This window comes from Lentzea flaviverrucosa (genome assembly GCF_003350445.1).
Lineage (GTDB): Bacteria > Actinomycetota > Actinomycetes > Mycobacteriales > Pseudonocardiaceae > Lentzea > Lentzea californiensis.
In genome coordinates this window covers 348,705-367,593 of record NZ_QQAU01000004.1, presented here as the reverse complement: position 1 = coordinate 367,593, position 18,889 = coordinate 348,705, and the positions used below count along the sequence as shown (strand labels likewise).

Annotated in this window: 16 protein-coding genes, 1 tRNA gene and 1 riboswitch; of the genes, 8 read left to right on the top strand and 9 right to left on the bottom strand. The window is 69.2% G+C overall.

Annotated features, from left to right (window positions below):
* Positions 1 to 105 precede the first annotated feature (105 nt).
* The 6 genes from rsmA to DFR72_RS15360 all read left to right on the top strand — a co-directional run bounded on the left by rsmA (position 106) and on the right by DFR72_RS15360 (position 6,702).
* On the top strand, positions 106 to 936 hold the full coding sequence (gene rsmA, locus DFR72_RS15385; protein WP_218158088.1) for a 16S rRNA (adenine(1518)-N(6)/adenine(1519)-N(6))-dimethyltransferase RsmA: 831 nt from the start codon (positions 106 to 108) through the stop codon (positions 934 to 936).
* An 88-nt stretch (positions 937 to 1,024) separates the two neighbouring features.
* Positions 1,025 to 1,118, top strand: a riboswitch (SAM riboswitch).
* A 222-nt stretch (positions 1,119 to 1,340) separates the two neighbouring features.
* Positions 1,341 to 2,339 (top strand): methionine ABC transporter ATP-binding protein, encoded by a 999-nt coding sequence (locus tag DFR72_RS15380; protein ID WP_090065499.1) that lies wholly within the window; start codon positions 1,341 to 1,343, stop codon positions 2,337 to 2,339.
* Positions 2,336 to 3,019 carry a methionine ABC transporter permease gene (locus DFR72_RS15375; protein ID WP_090065500.1) on the top strand — a complete coding sequence of 228 codons (684 nt, stop codon included), beginning with the start codon at positions 2,336 to 2,338 and terminating at the stop codon, positions 3,017 to 3,019. Before DFR72_RS15380 ends, DFR72_RS15375 begins: the two co-directional genes overlap by 4 nt.
* A 70-nt stretch (positions 3,020 to 3,089) precedes the next feature.
* Positions 3,090 to 3,848, top strand: a complete 759-nt coding sequence (locus DFR72_RS15370) for a MetQ/NlpA family ABC transporter substrate-binding protein (protein WP_245982987.1) — start codon at positions 3,090 to 3,092, stop codon at positions 3,846 to 3,848.
* A 57-nt stretch (positions 3,849 to 3,905) separates the two neighbouring features.
* Positions 3,906 to 4,868 (top strand): 4-(cytidine 5'-diphospho)-2-C-methyl-D-erythritol kinase, encoded by a 963-nt coding sequence (locus tag DFR72_RS15365; protein WP_090065819.1) that lies wholly within the window; start codon positions 3,906 to 3,908, stop codon positions 4,866 to 4,868.
* A 64-nt stretch (positions 4,869 to 4,932) separates the two neighbouring features.
* Complete coding sequence (locus DFR72_RS15360) at positions 4,933 to 6,702, top strand: ABC-F family ATP-binding cassette domain-containing protein (RefSeq protein WP_090065502.1); 1,770 nt, start codon at positions 4,933 to 4,935, stop codon at positions 6,700 to 6,702.
* Between the two features lie 41 nt (positions 6,703 to 6,743).
* Here DFR72_RS15360 and DFR72_RS47500 read toward each other — a convergent pair whose 3' ends face one another.
* On the bottom strand, positions 6,744 to 8,090 hold the full coding sequence (locus tag DFR72_RS47500; RefSeq protein WP_281273332.1) for a DivIVA domain-containing protein: 1,347 nt from the start codon (positions 8,088 to 8,090) through the stop codon (positions 6,744 to 6,746).
* A gap of 100 nt (positions 8,091 to 8,190) precedes the next feature.
* On the opposite strand from DFR72_RS47500, the gene DFR72_RS15340 reads away from it, so the two are divergent.
* A complete protein-coding gene (locus DFR72_RS15340; RefSeq protein WP_090065503.1) occupies positions 8,191 to 9,804 on the top strand; it encodes a fatty acyl-AMP ligase in 1,614 nt (537 codons plus the stop codon).
* Positions 9,805 to 9,832: 28 nt separating this feature from the next.
* On the opposite strand, the gene pth is transcribed toward DFR72_RS15340, so the two are convergent.
* The 8 genes from pth to DFR72_RS15300 form a co-directional block, all read right to left on the bottom strand.
* On the bottom strand, positions 9,833 to 10,396 hold the full coding sequence (gene pth, locus DFR72_RS15335) for an aminoacyl-tRNA hydrolase (protein WP_090065504.1): 564 nt from the start codon (positions 10,394 to 10,396) through the stop codon (positions 9,833 to 9,835).
* Positions 10,386 to 10,892, bottom strand: coding sequence for a DivIVA domain-containing protein (locus DFR72_RS15330; protein WP_090065505.1), 507 nt, complete (start codon positions 10,890 to 10,892; stop codon positions 10,386 to 10,388). Before DFR72_RS15330 ends, pth begins: the two co-directional genes overlap by 11 nt.
* A 62-nt stretch (positions 10,893 to 10,954) precedes the next feature.
* Entirely contained in the window at positions 10,955 to 11,557 is a 603-nt protein-coding gene (locus DFR72_RS15325; RefSeq protein WP_090065506.1) for a 50S ribosomal protein L25/general stress protein Ctc, read from the bottom strand.
* Positions 11,558 to 12,234: 677 nt separating this feature from the next.
* Positions 12,235 to 13,206: a ribose-phosphate diphosphokinase gene (locus DFR72_RS15320; RefSeq protein WP_030482093.1), complete on the bottom strand. Its 972-nt coding sequence runs from the start codon at positions 13,204 to 13,206 to the stop codon at positions 12,235 to 12,237.
* Between the two features lie 14 nt (positions 13,207 to 13,220).
* On the bottom strand, positions 13,221 to 14,693 hold the full coding sequence (gene glmU / locus DFR72_RS15315; protein WP_090065507.1) for a bifunctional UDP-N-acetylglucosamine diphosphorylase/glucosamine-1-phosphate N-acetyltransferase GlmU: 1,473 nt from the start codon (positions 14,691 to 14,693) through the stop codon (positions 13,221 to 13,223).
* Positions 14,694 to 14,739: 46 nt separating this feature from the next.
* Complete coding sequence (locus DFR72_RS15310; RefSeq protein ID WP_245982985.1) at positions 14,740 to 16,437, bottom strand: GGDEF domain-containing protein; 1,698 nt, start codon at positions 16,435 to 16,437, stop codon at positions 14,740 to 14,742.
* Positions 16,438 to 16,451: 14 nt separating this feature from the next.
* Positions 16,452 to 16,522: transfer RNA gene (locus tag DFR72_RS15305), tRNA-Gln, on the bottom strand.
* Between the two features lie 88 nt (positions 16,523 to 16,610).
* Entirely contained in the window at positions 16,611 to 17,750 is a 1,140-nt protein-coding gene (locus DFR72_RS15300; RefSeq protein ID WP_090065508.1) for an alpha/beta hydrolase family protein, read from the bottom strand.
* Between the two features lie 173 nt (positions 17,751 to 17,923).
* On the opposite strand from DFR72_RS15300, the gene DFR72_RS15295 reads away from it, so the two are divergent.
* Positions 17,924 to 18,865 (top strand): acyl-CoA desaturase, encoded by a 942-nt coding sequence (locus DFR72_RS15295; protein WP_090065509.1) that lies wholly within the window; start codon positions 17,924 to 17,926, stop codon positions 18,863 to 18,865.
* Positions 18,866 to 18,889 lie beyond the last annotated feature (24 nt).

Here is an 18,889-nt window from a genome sequence, read left to right as displayed (position 1 = left end):
ACCCTCGCAAGGTGACCGCTCGCACGGCAGGTGACCCACCGGCCCCACCAGCAAGGTCCCAGCCCACCCCTCCACCGCCAAGCCTGCGAGAATGCCCAAGTGAGCCTGCTGGGACCTGCCGAAGTCCGCCGTCTAGCCGCAGAGCTGGACATCCGCCCAACCAAGAAGCTGGGCCAGAACTTCGTGCACGACCCGAACACCGTCCGCAAGATCGTCACCGCGGCCGGCCTGACCCAAGACGACGTAGTCCTGGAGGTAGGCCCAGGCCTGGGCTCCCTGACCCTCGCCCTGCTCCCCAGCGCCAGCCAGGTGGTCGCAGTCGAAATCGACCCGACCCTGGCCCACCGCCTCCCGCAGACGGTCAGCGAGATGGACCCGGAGAACGCCGGCAAGCTCCACGTCGTCCTCATGGACGCCATGAAAGTCACCCAAGAAGACCTGCCGGCGCAACCCACCGCGATCGTCGCGAACCTGCCGTACAACGTGGCGGTCCCGGTCGTGCTGCACCTCCTGGCCGAACTTCCCAGCCTGCAAAAGGGTCTGGTGATGGTGCAGGCGGAGGTGGCGGACCGGATGGCGGCCAAGCCCGGCAACAAGATCTACGGCGTGCCCAGCGTGAAGCTCGCCTGGTACGCCGAGGCGAAGAAGGCAGGGGCGGTCGGCAAGAACGTGTTCTGGCCTGCGCCCAACGTCGACTCCGGGCTGGTTTCCTTCCGGCGTCACGAAAAGCCGTTGTCCACTGTGGATCGGAAGAAGCTCTTCCAGATCGTCGACGCTGCGTTCGCCCAGCGTCGGAAGACGCTGCGGGCCGCGCTCAGGGGCTGGGCCGGCAACCCGGGGAACATCGACGAACTGCTCGAGAAAGCCGGCGTTGATCCCCAGGTTCGGGGAGAGCAGTTGAGCGTGATCGACTTCATCCGGATTGCCGAGGTCTAGGCCGGGGATCCATCGGCCAACAGTGTGATCTGTCGAACGAATCCGGTTTTGGCTTGCGCAACCGAACGTCCGTCCGGTTGACTGCTACTTGCCATCCGGAGCGACTGAGAGACCTGGCTCTACGACGTCGCAGCAACCACCCGCTGGATGCGGGCAGGTGCTAACGCCAGGACCGATGGAGGAGCACCATGGGTACCGTGCGAATGCTGACGCGCCGTCGAGTCATCGACCAGTGCCGTCGCTCGTCTTCTGCATGTCGTCGCCACCTCGTCTAGGGCGCCTTCTAAAAGTCCTCCTGACGCGCACTCAGCCAACGAGTGGCGCACACACCTGAGCAGAACTCTCGACCGCGCACGTCCGTCCACAACGGACTGTGTGCCGTCGCGCGCAGCCGTGGAGCAGACGTGATCACTGTCGAAAACCTCACCAAGTCCTTCCAGGGCATCAGTGCCCTCAACGGCGTGACCCTCGACGTCGAGGCCGGAACCGTGCTCGGCGTGGTCGGCCCGAGCGGCGCCGGCAAGTCGACGCTGGCTCGTTGCGTCGCGCTGCTGGAGCGTCCCGACTCGGGTGCGATCCGCGTCGACGGTACCGACATCACCAGTCTCGACGGGTCGGCCCTCAGGGCCGCTCGCCGGCAGATCGGCGTTGTGCCGCAAGGGGATTCGCTTCTCCGTCAGCGCACGGCGGCCGGCAACATCGCCCTGCCGCTGGAGTCCGCGGGCATCCCCGGGCCGCAGCGCCGCACGAGGGTCGGCGAACTGCTGGACCTCGTCGGGCTCACCGACAAGGCCGCCTCGTACCCCGACCAGCTGTCCGGCGGGCAGCGTCAGCGCATCGCCGTGGCGCGCGCCCTCGCGGCCAACCCCAGCGTTCTCCTCGCCGACGAGCCCACGTCCGCGCTGGACCCGGAGACCACCGGTTCCGTGCTGACCGTGCTCGACCGTGCGCGCGCTGAGCTGGGTGTGACCGTGCTCATCGTCACGCATGACATGGGCGTGGTCCGGAAGATCTGCGACGACGTCGCCGTGCTGGAGCAGGGCCGCGTCGTCGAGCACGGCAAGGTGCTCGACCTGGTCAACGACGTGGCGAGCCGCACGAGCAGTGCGCTGCTGCCCGCCGTCGACCTGAACCCGATCAACGAGAGCAGCTACGACCGCGTCGCGGACGTCGTGCTCGTCGGGTTCGCCGCGGTCGGCGCGTTGCTGCCCGAGGCCGCGCACCGGTTCGGCGTCGAGCTGAACATCGTCGGCGGCGGTCTGACGCGCCTGGGCGAGACCCCGGTCGCACGGTTCCGGCTCGGCCTGAACGGCGAGCGCTCGGACTCCGCCCTGGAGTGGATCGGCGAAGCCGGCGGCTCGGTGCAGAGGTCCTTGAAGGGCCCGCAGGGAGTAGCTGCGTGAGGTCTGCAACACCCTGGTCCGACGTCGTCAGCTTCCTCGTCGAGGCCACCGGCGAGACGCTGTACATGGTCGGCGTCTCGACCGTCATCGCCACCGTTCTCGGAGTTCCCGTAGGTGTCTGGCTGCAGCTCACCGCCAAGGGTGGGTTGCGGCCGAACGCCGCGGTGCACAGGATCCTCAGCTTCGTCACCGACCTGGGCCGCTCGATGCCGTTCATCGTGCTGCTCGTCGCGCTCACGTCGGTCACCCGCCTCCTCGTCGGCGGCTCCATCGGCAGTACGGCGGTCATCGTGCCGCTGGCCGTGGGAGCGATCCCGTTCGTCGGGCGGCTCGTGCAGAACATCCTGTCCGAGGTGCACGTGACCGTGGTCGAGGCCGCGATCACGACCGGCGCCTCGACGTTGAGGATCGTGCGCAGCGTGCTGATCCGCGAGTCGCTGCCCGCACTGATCAACGCCATCGGTGTCACCGTGATCGCCCTGATCGGGTACTCGGCGATGGCCGGCGTGATCGGTGGCGGCGGTCTCGGCGACCTGGCCATCCGCGAGGGCTACCAGCGCTTCAACGACCGGATCCTGTGGAGCACCGTGGCGTGGCTCGCCGTGCTCACCACCGTGATCCAGTTCGGTTTCACCCGTGCCGCCCGTGCGTCTGACCGGCGCCGGCACGCCTCCGTCTGACCCGTAGCAATTTCTCAAAAGGAACGTCATGCGTATTCGTGCTGCCCTGATCGCAGTAGCTTTGACCGGTTTGACTGCTCTGTCCGCTTGCTCGTCAGGTGGTACCAGTGCGTCCGACACGCTGAAGGTCGGCGTCTCGCCGGTCCCGCACGCCCAGATCCTCAAGTACGTGGCCGACAACCTCGCCGCGTCGAAGGGTCTGAAGATCGAGGTCGTCGAGTTCACCGACTACGTGCAGCCGAACACGGCGCTGGTCGACGGGTCGCTCGACGCCAACTACTTCCAGACCGTCCCGTACCTGGAGACCTTCACCAAGGAGAGCGGCGCGAAGGTCGAGTGGGTGCAGCCGGTCCACGTCGAGCCGCTCGGCCTGTACTCGAAGAAGGTCAAGAAGCTCGACGAACTGCCGAGCGGGGCGAAGATCGCGGTGGCCAACGACGCCACCAACGAGGCCCGTGGCCTGAAGCTGCTGGAGGCCAACGGTCTGATCAAGCTCAAGGCCGTGGACCAGCCGACCGTGCGCGACCTCGCGGAGAACCCCAAGAACCTGCAGTTCGTGCCCCTGGAGGCCGCTCAGCTGCCCAGGTCGCTGGAGGACACCGACGCGTCCGTGATCAACGGCAACTACGCCATCGACGCGGGCCTCAAGCCCGCCACCGACTCGCTCGCGCTGGAGAAGGCCGAGGGCAACCCGAACGCGAACGGCCTGGTCACCCGCACCGAGCTCAAGGACGACAAGCGCGTGAAGGAGCTGGCGGAACTGCTCGGATCGCAGCAGGTCAAGGACTACATCAAGCAGACGTTCAGCGGTTCGGTCATCCCCGTCTGACCGTGACAGTGGCCGGGGGAGGAGTCCGGGACCCCAGAACGCCCGTACTCTGACATGGTGCTCGCAGTCGTTCCTCCCCCGGTCACAGTTCGCGTCCCGGCCAAGGTCAACCTGCACCTGGCCGTAGGTGACGTGCGCCCGGACGGTTACCACGACCTGGTGACGATCTTCCAGGCGCTTTCCCTGGTCGACGAGGTCACGGTCGCGGTCGCCGACGAGCCAGGCGTCGAGGTGTACGGCGAGGGCGCCGACCAGGTGCCCACCGGAGCCTCGAACCTCGCCTGGCGCGCGGTGCAGCTGCTGGCCACGCACGTCGGCAAGGACGCGGACGACCCCAAGGTCCGCGTCGTCATCCGCAAGGCCATCCCCGTCGCGGGCGGCATGGCGGGCGGCAGCGCGGACGCGGCGGCGGCGCTGGTCGGCCTGTCGTCGTTGTGGCGCCTGGACATCAGCCGCGACGAACTGGCCGGACTGGCCGGGAAGCTCGGCGCGGACGTCCCCTTCGCCCTCTACGGCGGCACCGCCCTGGGTACGGGCCGCGGGGAACGGATCGTGCCCGTGCTGGGCCGCCACCAGTTCCACTGGGTGCTGGCGTTCGACCGCCGCGGACTGTCCACTCCGGACGTCTTCGACGAGCTGGACCGCCTGCGCGCGGACGGGGACCCGCCGCGCGTCGGCGAGGTCGAGGCGGTGCTGGAGGGTCTGTCCTCGGGTGACCCGAGGCAGCTCGCCCTGCTGCTGGGCAACGACCTGCAGGCCGCGGCGGTCTCGCTGCGCCCGAACCTGCGCCGGACGCTCCGCGCGGGTGTCGACGCGGGCGCGCTGGCAGGCATCGTGTCCGGTTCCGGCCCCACGACGGCGTTCCTGTGCGAAGACGGCGACATGGCCGTGCGGGTGGCCGCCGAACTCGCTGGTGCCGGTGTGTGCCGGACGGTGCGCGTGGCGCACGGGCCGGTGCCCGGAGCGCGTGTGATCGCGACTGAGGAGCCCAAGCCCACGCCGCCCGAGGTACACGCGTGACCGAGGGCTTTGGTCGTGCTGGGTAGCCTTCCCAGGGCAGTTTCTTACTAGTCGTGAGGTTTTGATGGCCAACCTGGTCAACCTGGAGTCCGTGTCGAAGTCGTTCGGCGTCCGGCCGCTGCTCGACGGCGTGTCGCTCGGCGTCAACGAAGGCGACCGCATCGGTGTCGTCGGCCTGAACGGCGGCGGCAAGACGACGCTGCTCGAGGTGCTGGCCGGGGTGGAGCCCGCCGACGACGGCCGCGTGTCGCGGTCGCGCGACCTGCGGATGGCCGTCGTGACGCAGCGGACCGAACTGCCGGACGGGTCGACCGTGCGCAACGCGGTGATCGACCCGCTCGGGTTCGACGCCGAGCACGAGTGGGCGGCTGACGCGCGCGTCCGGTCCATTTTGGACGGACTCGGCATCACGGCGCTGGGCCTCGACTCCGTGGTGTCGCGGATGTCCGGTGGCGAGCGGCGCCGGGTCGTGCTCGCGGCGGCGTTGATCCAGGACCTCGAGCTCCTCGTGCTGGACGAGCCGACCAACCACCTCGACGTCGAGGGCGTGCGGTGGCTCGCGGAGCACCTGCTGGCCCGCAAGTGCGCGCTCGTCGTCGTCACCCACGACCGGTGGTTCCTCGACACCGTCTGCAACCGCACGTGGGAAGTGGTGAACGGCAAGGTCGAGCAGTACGAGGGCGGCTACGCCGACTGGATCTACGCGCGCGCGGAACGGCAGCGGCTCGCGGACACGATGGAGGAGAAGCGGCAGAACCTGGCGCGCAAGGAACTCGCCTGGCTGCGCCGCGGCGCGCCTGCCCGCACCTCGAAGCCCCGCTACCGGATCGAGGCGGCGGAGGCGTTGATCGCCGACGTGCCTCCGTTGCGGGACAACGTCGAGCTGCTGGCGTTCGCGAAGAAGCGCCTGGGCCGCACGGTCATCGAGGTCGAGGACGCCACACTGTCCATTCCGGACCGCGTGCTGGTGCGCGACCTGACGTGGCGCATCGGACCGGGTGAGCGGATCGGACTGGTCGGCGTCAACGGGTCGGGCAAGACGACGCTGCTGAAACTGCTGGCCGGTGAGCGTGAACCCGAGACGGGCAAGCGGATCCAGGGCTCGACGGTCAAGATCGCGCACCTCTCGCAGGAGCTGCTCGACCTCAACGGGTCGATGCGCGTGCTGGAGGCGATCGAGGAGGTCGCGCGCCGCGTCGTGCTCGGCAAGTACGAGATGTCGGCGTCGCAGCTGGGCGAGCGGTTCGGCTTCTCGTCGCAGAAGCAGTGGACGCCGGTCTCCGACCTGTCCGGTGGCGAACGGCGCCGGCTGCAGCTGTGCCGGTTGCTGATGGCCGAGCCGAACGTCCTGCTGCTCGACGAGCCGACGAACGACCTGGACATCGACACGTTGCAACAGCTGGAAGACCTGCTCGACTCGTGGGCCGGCACGCTCGTCGTGATCTCGCACGACCGCTACCTGGTCGAGCGCGTGTGCGACAAGGTCGTCGCGCTGTTCGGCGAGGGCGGGCTGACCGAACTGCCCGGTGGCATCGAGGAGTACCTGAAGCGCCGCGACTCCATGCGCGACAGGGAGTCCGCGACCGGACCGTCCGGGGACAAGGCCCCGTCGAACGCCGCCGACCAGCGTGCCGCCCGCAAGGAGCTGGCCCGGCTGGAGCGGCGCCTCGAGGTGCTGCACAAGAAGGAAGCCGAGCTGCACGCGGCGCTCGCCGAGGCCTCGACCGACTCCGCCAGGCTGCTGAAGCTCGACGCCGAACTCCGTGCCGTGCTGGCGGAGGAGTCCGACGTGGAGGCTCAGTGGATGGTCGCGGCCGAGGTCGTCGAAGGCTGAGCCGCCTGACCTGACCTGACCTGACCTGATCGCCGCCGGGGCTACTTGCCCTGGCGGCGCAGTTCGGTCGCGAGCAGGGGCAGCAGCTCGTCGATGAACGACGTGTCGTAGCCCTGGCCGGAGAGCAGCGCGTAGCTGAAGCGCGCCTTCATGACCTCGTCCGAGCTCGCCCCGAGCATGCCGTCGAGCGCGACGCCGATCTCCTCCAGCATCCGGTCGACCTGCGCGGTGCGGTAACCGCGCTGCCCGGACGCCGCCTGCGGGATCCGCAGCTGGCGCAGGTCCTTCCACGACTTGACCGTCGGCATGCTGCTGCGCACCGGTCCGGAGAGCTGCTGCTCGATCTGGCCGAGGAACCCGTCCACCTCGGTCTCGTCGTAGCCGCGCCGGCCGATCAGCGGACGGGAGAACCTGACGTCGCGGACGTCCTTCGAGGTCAGGTTGTCCTGGCCGAGCAGCGTCGCCTCGATGCGGTCGAGGAACGCGTCCACCTGGGACTCCTGGTAGCCGCGGCGGCCGCGGGGAGGGCGGTGGAACGCGATGTTGCGGATGTCCGCCGCGGTGAGCTTCGGCGAGTCGATGGCCTTCTGCAGCGCGGGCTGCTGGGCGGGCTGCGACGGGGCCGGCTGGGGGCGTCGAGGCTGCTGGGGACGCTGGTCCTGCTTCGGGCGGGGATCCGGCTGCGGGCTGCGCTGCTGCGGCCGTTGCTGTTGCTGCGGCAGCGGCGAGAGCACTGTGGTCGGCGGGCCCGCGTCACGCGGCGGCGGAGCGACCTCGAACATCAGCACCACGAGGTCGAGGAACGTGTCGACGTCTTCCTCGTCGTAGCCGAACGTGCCGGGGGCGGTCTCGCCGAACACGGCGTCCTGGACCTGCCCGGCGGTCAGGTTGTCCCTGCCGCGCAAAGTCTGCTCGATGCGGTCGAGGAACGCGTCGATCTGGCCCTCGTGATAGCCGCGGGTCCCCGGTCTCGGCTTGTGGAAGCGCACGGCGGCAACGTCGTCAGGGGACAGTCGTACCGCGGGTCTCATCGCCTGTGACGTGGCGTGGGCGCCCTTGGCCGGCGCGGAGGCCTGCGCGCGTTGCGGAGTGGACCTCAGCGTGTCCGCGACGAGTTCCATGAAGACGTTGACCTCGTTCACGTCGTAGCCCGGGTCCCGGGTGGCGGTGCTGAACTTGACGTTGAGCACGTCTTCACGCGTGAGGATGTCCTTGCTCTTCATGGTGCCCTCGACCCGGTCGAGGAACGCGTCCACCTCAGCCGCGTCGTACCCGCGCTGACCTCGCGGGGGACGGTGGAACGCGACCAGGGCCACGTCCTGCGCGGAGAGCAGAGGTGCCGGATGCGCGGGTAGAGAATGCTGCGCTCCGGGGCCGCCCCGATCCACCAATGACCTCCTCCTGCGTACCTGTACTGGGGAGTATCGCGTTTCGTGTGGCATAACGTTTCGCCCTGATGGACCAAACGGCGCCACTACGATCGCGAACATGAGTCAGTTCGTGGATGTGATGCTGGCGACGGCCACCAGCGGCGGGGACAGGGGCATGACGACGGGCGAACCCGCCTCGCCAGTCCGCCGGACCTGGGCCGAGGTGCACGAACGCGCCCGGCGGATGGCCGGTGCGCTCGACGTGGCGCCGGGCACCGCGATCGCCGTGCTCGCCGCCGAACCAGCCGTGATCGCCCCAGCCGTGCAAGCCGCATGGCTGTGTGGTGGCAGCGTCACGATGTTGCATCAACCCACACCACGCACCGACCTGGCCGAGTGGGCCGAGGACACGCTGCGGGTGCTCGCCATGATCGATTCGCACCTGGTCCTGCTCGGCAGCCCTTTCGACGCTCTGGCTGCCGTTCTCGACCAGCACGGAGTGCCCTACAAACTGCTCTCCGAACTCGATGCGGAACCGATCTCTGCTCCTGTTCCCACCGACGAGGATGCCACGGCACTGCTGCAGTTGACGAGTGGATCGACCGCCGATCCGAAGGCGGTGCGCATCACGCACCGCAATCTCATGGCGAACGCCGAGGGCATGCGCGTCGCGGCGGCGCTGGATCCTGCCTCTGACGTCATGGTTTCGTGGCTGCCGCTGTTCCACGACATGGGGATGGTCGGGTTCCTGACCGTCCCGATGCTGTTCGGTCTGGAATTGGTGAAGGTCACACCCGTCGACTTCCTGTCCCGCCCGACGTTGTGGGCAGACCTGATCACCCGGCACGGCGGCACGATCACCGCAGCGCCGAACTTCGCCTACGCGATCGTGGCGCGCAGGCTCGCGTCCTCGTCCGATTCCTTCGACCTGTCGTCGTTGAGGCTGGCGCTGAACGGCGCCGAGCCGATCGACCCTGCGGCCGTGCAGTCGTTCGTGGACGCCGGGGCGCGGTTCGGACTGCGGCCGGAGTCGATCCTCGCCGCGTACGGCATGGCGGAGACCACTCTGGGTGTGGCTTTCGCGCCTCTGTTCACCGGACTGTCGGTGGACGTGGTGGACGCCGACGCGGTGGAGGCGGACAAGAAGGCCGTGCCCGCTGCCGACGGGCGTGCGTTCCCGTTGCTGGGGCCGCCGTTGCCGGGGCTGGAACTGCGGGTGGTGTCGGACTCCGGTGAGGTGCTGGGCGTCCGGCACGTCGGTGAGCTCCAGATCCGCGGCGAGGCCGTCACGCCCGGCTACCTCACGGTGAACGGTCCACTGGCGACACAGGACGCCGAGGGGTGGCTGTCCACCGGGGACCTCGGGTACGTGGTGGAGGACGGCCAGGTGGTCGTCTGCGGGCGTCGCAAGGACGTCATCATCATGGGCGGCCGGAACATCTACCCGACCGACGTGGAGCGCGCCGCCTGCTCGGTGGACGGGGTGCGGCCCGGCAACGCCGTCGCCGTGCGACTGGACGCCGGGACGCAGCGCGAGCGGTTCGCCGTCGTGGTGGAGTCGAAGCTGGCCGGGGACGCCGAGGCCGAGAGGGATCTGGTCAAGCAGGTCACTGCTCGGGTTGTGGACGCCGTGGGGCTGCGGCCGTTCGCGGTGGTGGTGCAGCCGCCCGGGACGCTGCCCAAGACGCCGTCCGGCAAGCTGAGGCGGTCTGCGGCGGCCGCTCTGGTCTAGCGGCCTGGAACCGCCGGCCACCAGCGGGTCAGTGGAAGCTGTTCTGCGCGGCTTCGAGGCCCTTGGTCACGAGGGCCTCGGCCGCGTCCGCCGCCCGGTCGATCTCCAGCGCGAGCTGCTTGCGCTCGACGGTCGAGAAGTCCTTCAGGACGTAGTCGGCCGGGTCCTGGCGACCGGACGGGCGGTCCACGCCGAAGCGGAGCCGGTGGTAGTCCTTGGTGCCCAGGGACTTCGTGATGGAGCGGAGTCCGTTGTGGCCGTTGTCGCCGCCGCCGAGCTTCATGCGCAGCACGGCGAACGGGAGGTCCAGCTCGTCGTGGACCACGACGATGGTGGTGGGCTTGAAGAACTTCACGGCGCTCGCGACGGGGCCGCCGGAGAGGTTCATGAAGCTGCGCGGCTTGGCGAGCACGACCCGGTGGCCGCTCAGCCTGCCCTCGACGATCTCGGCGCCCGACTTGTGGGCCTTGAACTTGCCGCCGACGCGGGCGGCCAGTTCGTCGAGGACCAGGAACCCGATGTTGTGGCGGTTGCCCTCGTACCTGGGGCCTGGGTTGCCCAGCCCGACGATGAGGGCGAGGTCAGCGTCCACGGAACCGCAACTCCTGCTCGAGATCGTCCAGCAACGTGTCCACGGCCTGCACCTGGTACCCCTTGCCCAGCAGGCCGGACGTGGTGCTGAACCGGGTGTTGCGGACCTCGGTGGAGGTCATGGCACCCCGGCCGTCCAGGTTGGCGGCGGCACGGATGACGAAGGCGTCGACTTCGGCGCGATCGTAACCGGTGCTGGACCTCGGGAGTTTGCGCGCGTGCAGGTCCTCGCCGGAGCTCAGGCCCGTCGGCGGCACGATGCCGTTGCGGACCTGGAACTCCAGCAGGTGCAGGACACCGTCGACGCTGAGCGGGTCGTAGCCGTTCGGGACCGTGGCGAACCTGACGGTGCGCACGTGGTCCGGGTCGAGGCGGAGACGACCGGCCAGGGCGTCGGCGATGATCCGCAGGAACTCGTTCACCTGGTCCGGGTCGTAACCCTGCCGCTTGCGGCGGAAGGTCTTCGACCGGACGTCTGCGGGCCGCAGGTACGGCAACGGCGCGCCGCCCCCCTTGTGAGGAGGTGACGCGCCGTCGTTTCGGCCCGACGTGATGGGGCTCAGCTTTCCTCGGTGGCCTCAGCCGCCGGAGCAGCCTCGTCACCCTCGAGCTGCGCCGCGGACGGCGCCTCGTTCACGGCGACGACGAGAGCGTCGGCGTCGGTGATCAGCACGGCACCGGCCGGCAGGGTCAGGTCGCTGGCGTGGATCTGCGTGCCCGCGGTGACACCGGCGATCGACAGCTCGATCTGGTCCGGGATGTTCATGGCGTCGGACTCGATCTGGATCGTGCTGAGGTCCTGCGTCAGCAGCGTGCCCGAAGCGGGCTCGCCCGAGATGACCAGCGGCACCTCGACGGTGACCTTCTCGCCGCGCTTCACGAGCAGCAGGTCGACGTGCTCGATGTAGTTCTTGATCGGGTGCGTGGTGACGGTCTTGGTGAGCGCCAGCTCAGCCGCGCCGTCAAGGGCGAGGGTGAGGACAGCGTTCTGGCCGTGCTCACGGACGACACGGGCGAACTCGAGCGCCGGCAGGGCCAGGTGCTTCGGGTCGGAACCGTGGCCGTAGAGCACCGCGGGGATCTTGCCGGCGCGACGGGTACGGCGGGCGGCGCCCTTGCCGAATTCAGTGCGCTGCTCAGCGGCGAGACGGACCTCGGACACGGTGGGGTACTCCTTACAAGTCTGGCCTTGTACGTCGGGGCGGTGCACAAGTATCAGCGGATCAGCTAGGGGGGTGGCCAGCGGTGGCGAGCAGCACACGGATGACTTCAACACGCGCGGCATCGAGCCACCGCGTCGATCACGTTGAGCTGGAAAGCTCGCCCTCGCCGAGGCAACCCGACCAGTGTAGGTGAGTGGGCGGGGTGGGTGTTAATCGGGGGTGGCTTGGTGGGGCGGTTCGCGGCCTTGCGGGTGGTCACCTTTGCTTGCCGCCGCCTTGCGGGTGGTCGCCTTTGCCTGCCGCGACCGGGCGGGTGGTCACCTTGCGGGCGGCGACCTTGCGTTGCGTGCTTTCCCTGGGGCTCTGCCCCAGACCCCGGCAATCTGATCAGGGGTCCACGCCACGGGCGGGTTGATGGCACGCCTGTTGCGTTGGGCGGCTGCCTGTTGCTTCGAGGGTGGCGTGGCGGTGGGGTCCCATCACGAGCCGAGCCAAGAGCGGGCCACAGGAGAGAAGGGGTGTCAAGCGGACGAAAAGCGTGTCCGCTTGACACCCCTTCTCTCCTGCAGCAAGAGCTGTGGCGCGACTCGTGATGGGACCCCACCGCCTAGTACCGCGCGGTAAGGACGGCTCGCCTTCGGCTTCGCGAAAAGCAGGCGGGCCCGGTCTGGCTGGGTCAGGCGTTGCCGTCGAACAGTGACGTGACGGAGCCGTCCTCGAACACTTCCTGGATCACTCGTGCCAGCAGTGGCGCGATGGACAGGACTGTCATGTTCGGGAAGCGCTTCTCCGCTGGGATCGGCAGCGTGTCGGTGAACACGACCTCGCGGGCGCCCGAGTCCTGCAGGCGCTGGGTTGCGGGGCCGGAGAGGATGCCGTGCGTCGCGGCGATGACCACGTCGGAGGCGCCCTCGTTGAGGAGCTGCTTCACTGCGCCCGCGATGGTGCCGCCGGTGTCGACCATGTCGTCGATCACGATGCAGAGGCGGCCCTCCACCTTGCCCACCACTCGGTTCGAGACGACCTCGTTCGGGCGGAGGGGGTCTCGGGTCTTGTGGATGAACGCGATCGGGGTGCCGCCCAGGGTGTCCGCCCACTTCTCGGCCAGCTTCGTGCGGCCCGAGTCGGGGGAGACGACGGTGATCTCGTGGCCCGCGTACTTGCCGCGGATGTGGTCCGCCAGCAGCGGCATGGCCCACAGGTGGTCCACCGGGCCGTCGAAGAAGCCCTGGATCTGGGCCGTGTGCAGGTCCACCGAGACGAGGCGGTCGGCGCCTGCGGTCTTGAACAGGTCTGCCACCAGGCGGGCGGAGATGGGCTCGCGGCCGCGGTGCTTCTTGTCCTGGCGGCTGTACGGGTAGAACGGCATGATCACGGTGATGCGCTTGGCGGAGGCCCGCTTGAGGGCGTCGACCATGATCAGCTGTTCCATCAGCCACTGGTTGATGGGCGCGGTGTGCGACTGGATGACGAAGGCGTCACAGCCTCGGACGGACTCCTCGAAGCGGACGAAGATCTCGCCGTTCGCGAAGTCGTAGGCCGACTGAGGAGTCACCGTGACGTTGAGGTGCTTCGAGACCTCTTCCGTCAACTCCGGGTAGGCACGCCCGCCGAAGAGCATCAGGTTCTTCTTCGGTGTGCCGGGCATCTGCGGGTTCACGGTCAGCGACCCTCCTCTGTGTTCTCGTCGGCATTCTGCTTCGCCAGGGCCTCGGCTGCCGCCTGAGCGGCCGCCGTGCCTTCACGACGGCTGATGACCCAGCCTTCGAGGTTGCGCTGCGGGCCTCCGGACACGGCGAGCGCGCCCGGTGGGACGTTGCGGCGCAGGACGGTGCCCGCGCCGGTGTACGCGCCGTCGCCCACGGTCACCGGCGCTACGAACATGTTGTCCGAGCCGGTGCGGCAATGGGATCCGACGATCGTGCGGTGCTTGTTCACGCCGTCGTAGTTGACGGTCACCGAGGCCGCACCGATGTTGCTGTGGTCGCCGATCGTGGCGTCGCCGATGTAGGACAGGTGGGGGACCTTCGAACCGTCGCCGATCTGCGAGTTCTTCGTCTCGACGAACGTGCCGATCTTGCCCTTCACGCCCAGGGAGGTGCCGGGGCGGAGGTAGGCGAACGGGCCGACGGACGCGCCGTCGCCGATCACCGAGTCGCTGCCGTGGGTGCGGATCACCGAGGCGCCCTCGCCGACGGTCACGCCGGACAGCGTCGTGTCGGGGCCGACGGTCGCCCGGGCTCCGATCACCGTGCCCGCGCGGAGCTGCACGTTCGGCTCGATCAGGGCGTCCTGGCCCACCCGCACGTCCGCGTCCACCCACACCGAGGCCGGGTCGACGACGGTCACGCCGCCGCGCATGAGGCCCTCGACGATGCGGCGGTTCATCTCGGCGCCGACGGCCGCGAGCTGCACGCGGTCGTTGATGCCTTCGACCAGCCAGCGGTCGGACGCGATCAGCGCGCCCACGCGCTTGCCGTCGCCGCGGGCGATGCCCAGGACGTCGGTCAGGTAGAGCTCGCCCTGCGCGTTGTCGGTGGACAGCCGCGAGAGGCCGTCGCGCAGCACCGCCGCGTCGAACGCGTAGACGCCGGAGTTGATCTCGTTGATCAGCTGCTCGCCGTGGTCCGCGTCCTTCTGCTCGACGATCCGCTGGACGGTGCCGTCGGCGTCGCGGACGATCCGGCCGTACCCGGTGGGGTTCTCCACCACGGCCGTCAGGACGGTGACCGCGTTGCCGGCGGACCGGTGCTCGGCGAGCAGGGCGGTGAACGTCTGGGTGTCGAGCAGCGGCACGTCGCCGTAGCTGACGATCACCGTGCCGGCCAGGTCGTGCGGCAGTTCGGCCAGGCCGCACGAGACGGCGTGACCGGTGCCCTTCTGCTCGGCCTGCACCGCGACGGTGACCTTGCGGCCCAGCGTCCCGGCCAGGGTCTCCAGATGCTCGGTGACGGCTTCACGGCCGTGACCGACGACGACGGCCAGGTGGTCGGGGTCTGTGCCGGCCGCCGCGCGCACCGCGTGTTCGACGAGTGAGCGGCCGGCGATCCGATGCAGCACCTTGGGCGTGGACGACCGCATGCGGGTGCCTTCCCCGGCGGCGAGCACGACCGTGCTGACAGGGCCCTCGAGCATCAATGCTCTCCCTAACAGGCTGGGTGTTTCGAAGTCCGCGACCAGCCTAGGCCTCCGCGGACGGCTCCCCCGCCACCGCCGCTACCTGGCAGCCACCTTGGCGCTTCGCCACGTACATCGCCGAGTCAGCCCTCGACAGGGCCTGGTTGGCGGATTCGCGGGGGCGCAGCGAGATGACGCCGACCGACAGCGTCACGCCCCGGGAGAGGTCGATTGGCAAGCCTGCCACCGCATCCACGGCCCGGCCGAGTGCTGCTTCGGCGGCGTGCAGAGGGGCCCCCGGCAGCAGCACGACGAACTCGTCGCCGCCGTAGCGGGCCACCATGTCGTCACCCCGCAGGGCCTGCCGGAGTGTGCTGGCAATCACCCGGAGAACATCATCACCGTCGGCATGTGAATGGCGGTCGTTCACGCCCTTGAACCCGTCGAGGTCGACCAGTGCGATCGAGAACGGGTCGACCTGACCGGCGATGAGCTCGCCCATCTTGTCGTCGAGCGCGCGGCGGTTCGGCAGGCCGGTCAACGGGTCCTGCAACGCCTGCTGCGCGATCTGGCCGTGCGCGCGCGTCAGCCTTTCGTGCTCACGGCGCGTCTGCAGCGTGGCCACGCGGGACTCCCGCATCTGCCACAGCTCCAGCTCCAGGGCCGCGTTGTAGGCCTGCAGCGCCGACGTCGTGTGCGGCCCGCACATGTGGGCGTACTCGCGCTCCAGCGACAGCACCAGCGACGGTTCCGACGTGTCGTGCTCCATCTGCGTGCGCGTGTCGTCGAGGACCTTGAGCGCGTCGTCCAGCCGGTTCGCCTCGACCAGGCACCGGGCCAGCGCGATCGCGACGATGATCAGCTCTCGCGCGTACATCGACAGGCCGCGCAACGACCAGAGCCGGTCGAGGTGGCTTTCCCTGGGGTTCGTCAGCGCGTGGGCGGCACCGAGGATCGGCACCTGCTCGGCGGCGTCGAGGTCGCGCCTGCCGGGGTGCAGCGACTGCCGGAACGGCACCTCGGCGGCCTCGGCGAGCCCGGAGGCGACCTTGAACTGCTCGTGCGCGGCGTCGTGCAGGTTCACCCGTTCGAGTCGCAGGCCCCAGCCGATGCGCAGCCGGGCCCGGTTGACCAGGTGGACGTAGATCTGGTGCGGCTGGCCGCTCTCGCGCAACGCGTTGTTGGCGCCCGCCAGCACGTCGTCCGCCATCTCGTAGACGCCGAGCTGGGTCAGCACGAGGGCGATGTCCTGCAGCGTCGTGGCGAGCAGCTGGTCCCAGATCCGCTTGTCGAAGACCGGGTCGACCTCGGGTTCCTCGTCGAGCATCATCGCCAGCGCCGACGCGATCTCGGTCAGCGCCTTGTCCTCGGCGTTGCCCAGCAGGAACCGGCGGCCGCGCAACGCCCGCGCGTCCGCCTCCAGCACGATCAGGCCGTGGCGGCGGCAGTGGGCGAGCATCTCGTCGAGCTGCGGGTCGGACATGTCGACGAGGCCGGGCGTGACCAGCCTGACCACGGCCGCGGCTCTGAGCAGCTGTGCGACGATGCGGGGCTCTCCGCGACCCTGCGCCTCGGCGAGGATGCGGTCGATCTCGGACGCCGCGTCCAGCTGCGCGGCGAGGTGGCTGCTCTGGGCCACGGCGACCAGTTCGGACGCGCGACCGACCAGCCACGCGTCGGACATCTCGTGATGGCGGTGGCCCACGTTGCCCTGCTCGTCGACCGTTTCCTCGGGCAGCTTCGCACCTCCCAAAGACCACACTGACTCGTGCCCAGCTCCGCCACCAGGATTCGAACCTGGACCATCTGAACCAAAATCAGAGGTGCTGCCTTTACACCATGGCGGAATGAGCGAACTCGCGTCCGCTCAGGGCACATGTTGTCACGAGTGGTCCTCTTCTTGTCCAACCACCACTCGCTCGGCTCAGTTCAAGATCACGGCTTGGCGCCGATTGACCTGGTCAGAAAGTCACCGAGCGCGGTGCGGTACGTGTCCGTCGCCACATTCCACCCCGACGTGTGGTCGGCGCCGGGGATCTCCACGTACTGCAGCGGCCACCCGAGCCCGTTCGCCGCGGTGGCGAGGTCGCGCGACGACTGGGCGGGCACCGTGCCGTCCGCCGAGCCGTGCACGAGCAGCGTCGGCGGCTTGAGGGCGGGCGGGGTGCGGACCAGGTCGAACCGGTCGAAGTCGATGTCCGCGCGCCAGCCGGACACGACCTCGGCCACCGGCGTGAGCCACGTCGGCACGCCCCGGTTCTCCGCCTGCAGGTTCAGCGTCTGCGTCCAGTTCGTGACGGGGGAGTCGAGCACGACGCCGCTCACGGCCGCCGCGAGGCCGGACCGGGCGAGCGTCTGGCCGACGATCGCGCCGCCCATCGACCAGCCGTAGAGCACGACCTTCTTCGCGCCCTTGCCCTGCGCGTACTTGATCGCGGCCTCGACGTCGTGCCACTCGGTGTCGCCGAGGTGGTAGAGGCCGTCCGGCGACTTCGGGACGCCGGGGTCGTTGCGGTAGGTGATCAGCAGGACGGGCAGCCCCGCGCCGTGCAACTGCGGAACCACCCGCAGCGCCTCCTCACGCGACGCGCCACGTCCGTGCACGGTGATGACCCACGTGTCCGGGTTCGACGCCGGGACGAACCACGCGGGCATGTCCCCGAGCTCGCCCGGGACGGCGACGTCGCTGAAGACCAGGCCGAGCGACGTCTTCGGGTTGCCCTCGTGGACGTTGGTCTCCATGCGCACCTTGGTGCCCTCGGGCGGTGCGGTGCCTTCCAGCAGAGGGCGTTCCACGCGGCCGTCCTTGGTCGACGCGATGTCGCCGACCTTCGCGGTGCCGCCGGGCCAGACGACGCCGAACGTGCCGCGTTGCAGCGTGAGCTTCGATTCGGCGAGCACGACGTTCTTGTCGTCCACTCCCAGCGCCGTCTCGGGGTAGCGCCGCGGCACCTCCTCCGGTTCGAGCAGCTCGCCGCTGTAGTACCACCCGACGCCGCCCAGAGCCGCTGTGACCAGCACGAGCAGGACGAGCAGCGAGGTCGCGGTGATCCGGATGATCTTGCGTCTGGCCATCGTTCGATGATGCCGGGTCGAGGTCTCGATTCCAGTCGACACAGCGTGCTGATCCTGAGAACTGCCCGTGATTTTCCACGTGGGGTGTGGCGACGGCGGCGGAATCTAACCTACGCTTCCGTAACTTACGGTCGCGTAGGTACGTCGGTCCCCTCACCCCTCAGAGGTTCTGGATGACTTCGACCATGGACCGGGCCACCGGCCACGGCCCCAAACCCCTGCTCGGCAAGCGGCGCAACAACGCCGAACAGCTCGGCGTGTACGTGTTCGTCGTCGTTCCCCTCCTCGCGCTGCTGGCCGCCGTCCCCTTCGCCTGGGGCTGGGGCCTCGGCTGGGTCGACGTGGCGCTCTTCGTCGTCTTCTACTACCTCTCCGGCCTCGGCGTGACGACCGGCTACCACCGCTACTTCACGCACGGCTCGTTCAAGGCCAGGCGTCCGCTGAAGATCGCGCTGGCGATCGCCGGCTCGATGGCCTTGCAGGGTCCCGTCCTCGACTGGGTGGCCGACCACCGCCGCCACCACGCCTTCTCCGACCGCGAGGGCGACCCGCACTCGCCGTGGCTGTTCGGCACCGGACCCGCGGCGCTGGCCAAGGGCTTCTGGCACGCGCACATGGGCTGGCTGTTCCAGCGGAACAAGACCAACCACAGGCGCTTCGCGCCGGACCTGCTGGCCGACGAGGACCTCGTGTGGGTGGACAGGCACTTCGTGCTGTGGACGTCGATCTCGCTGGCCGCGCCGGGAGTTCTCGGCGGCCTGATCACGTGGTCGGTCTGGGGCGGCGTGACGGCGTTCTTCTGGGCCGGTCTGGTCCGCGTCGCGTTCCTGCACCACCTGACGTGGTCGGTGAACTCGGTCTGCCACATGGTGGGCGACCGGCCGTTCGCCGCCCGCGACCGCTCGGCCAACGTCTGGGCGCTGGCGATCCTGAGCTTCGGCGAGTCGTGGCACAACCTGCACCACGCCGACCCGACCTCCGCGCGCCACGGCGTGCGGCGCGGCCAGATCGACATCTCGGCCCGTGTGATCTGGTTGTACGAGAAGCTCGGCTGGGCGACGCACGTCCGCTGGCCGAGTGAACAGCGGCTGGCCAGGATCACCGCGCAGAAGTGACCTTTGTAGGCTGACTCGATGGCC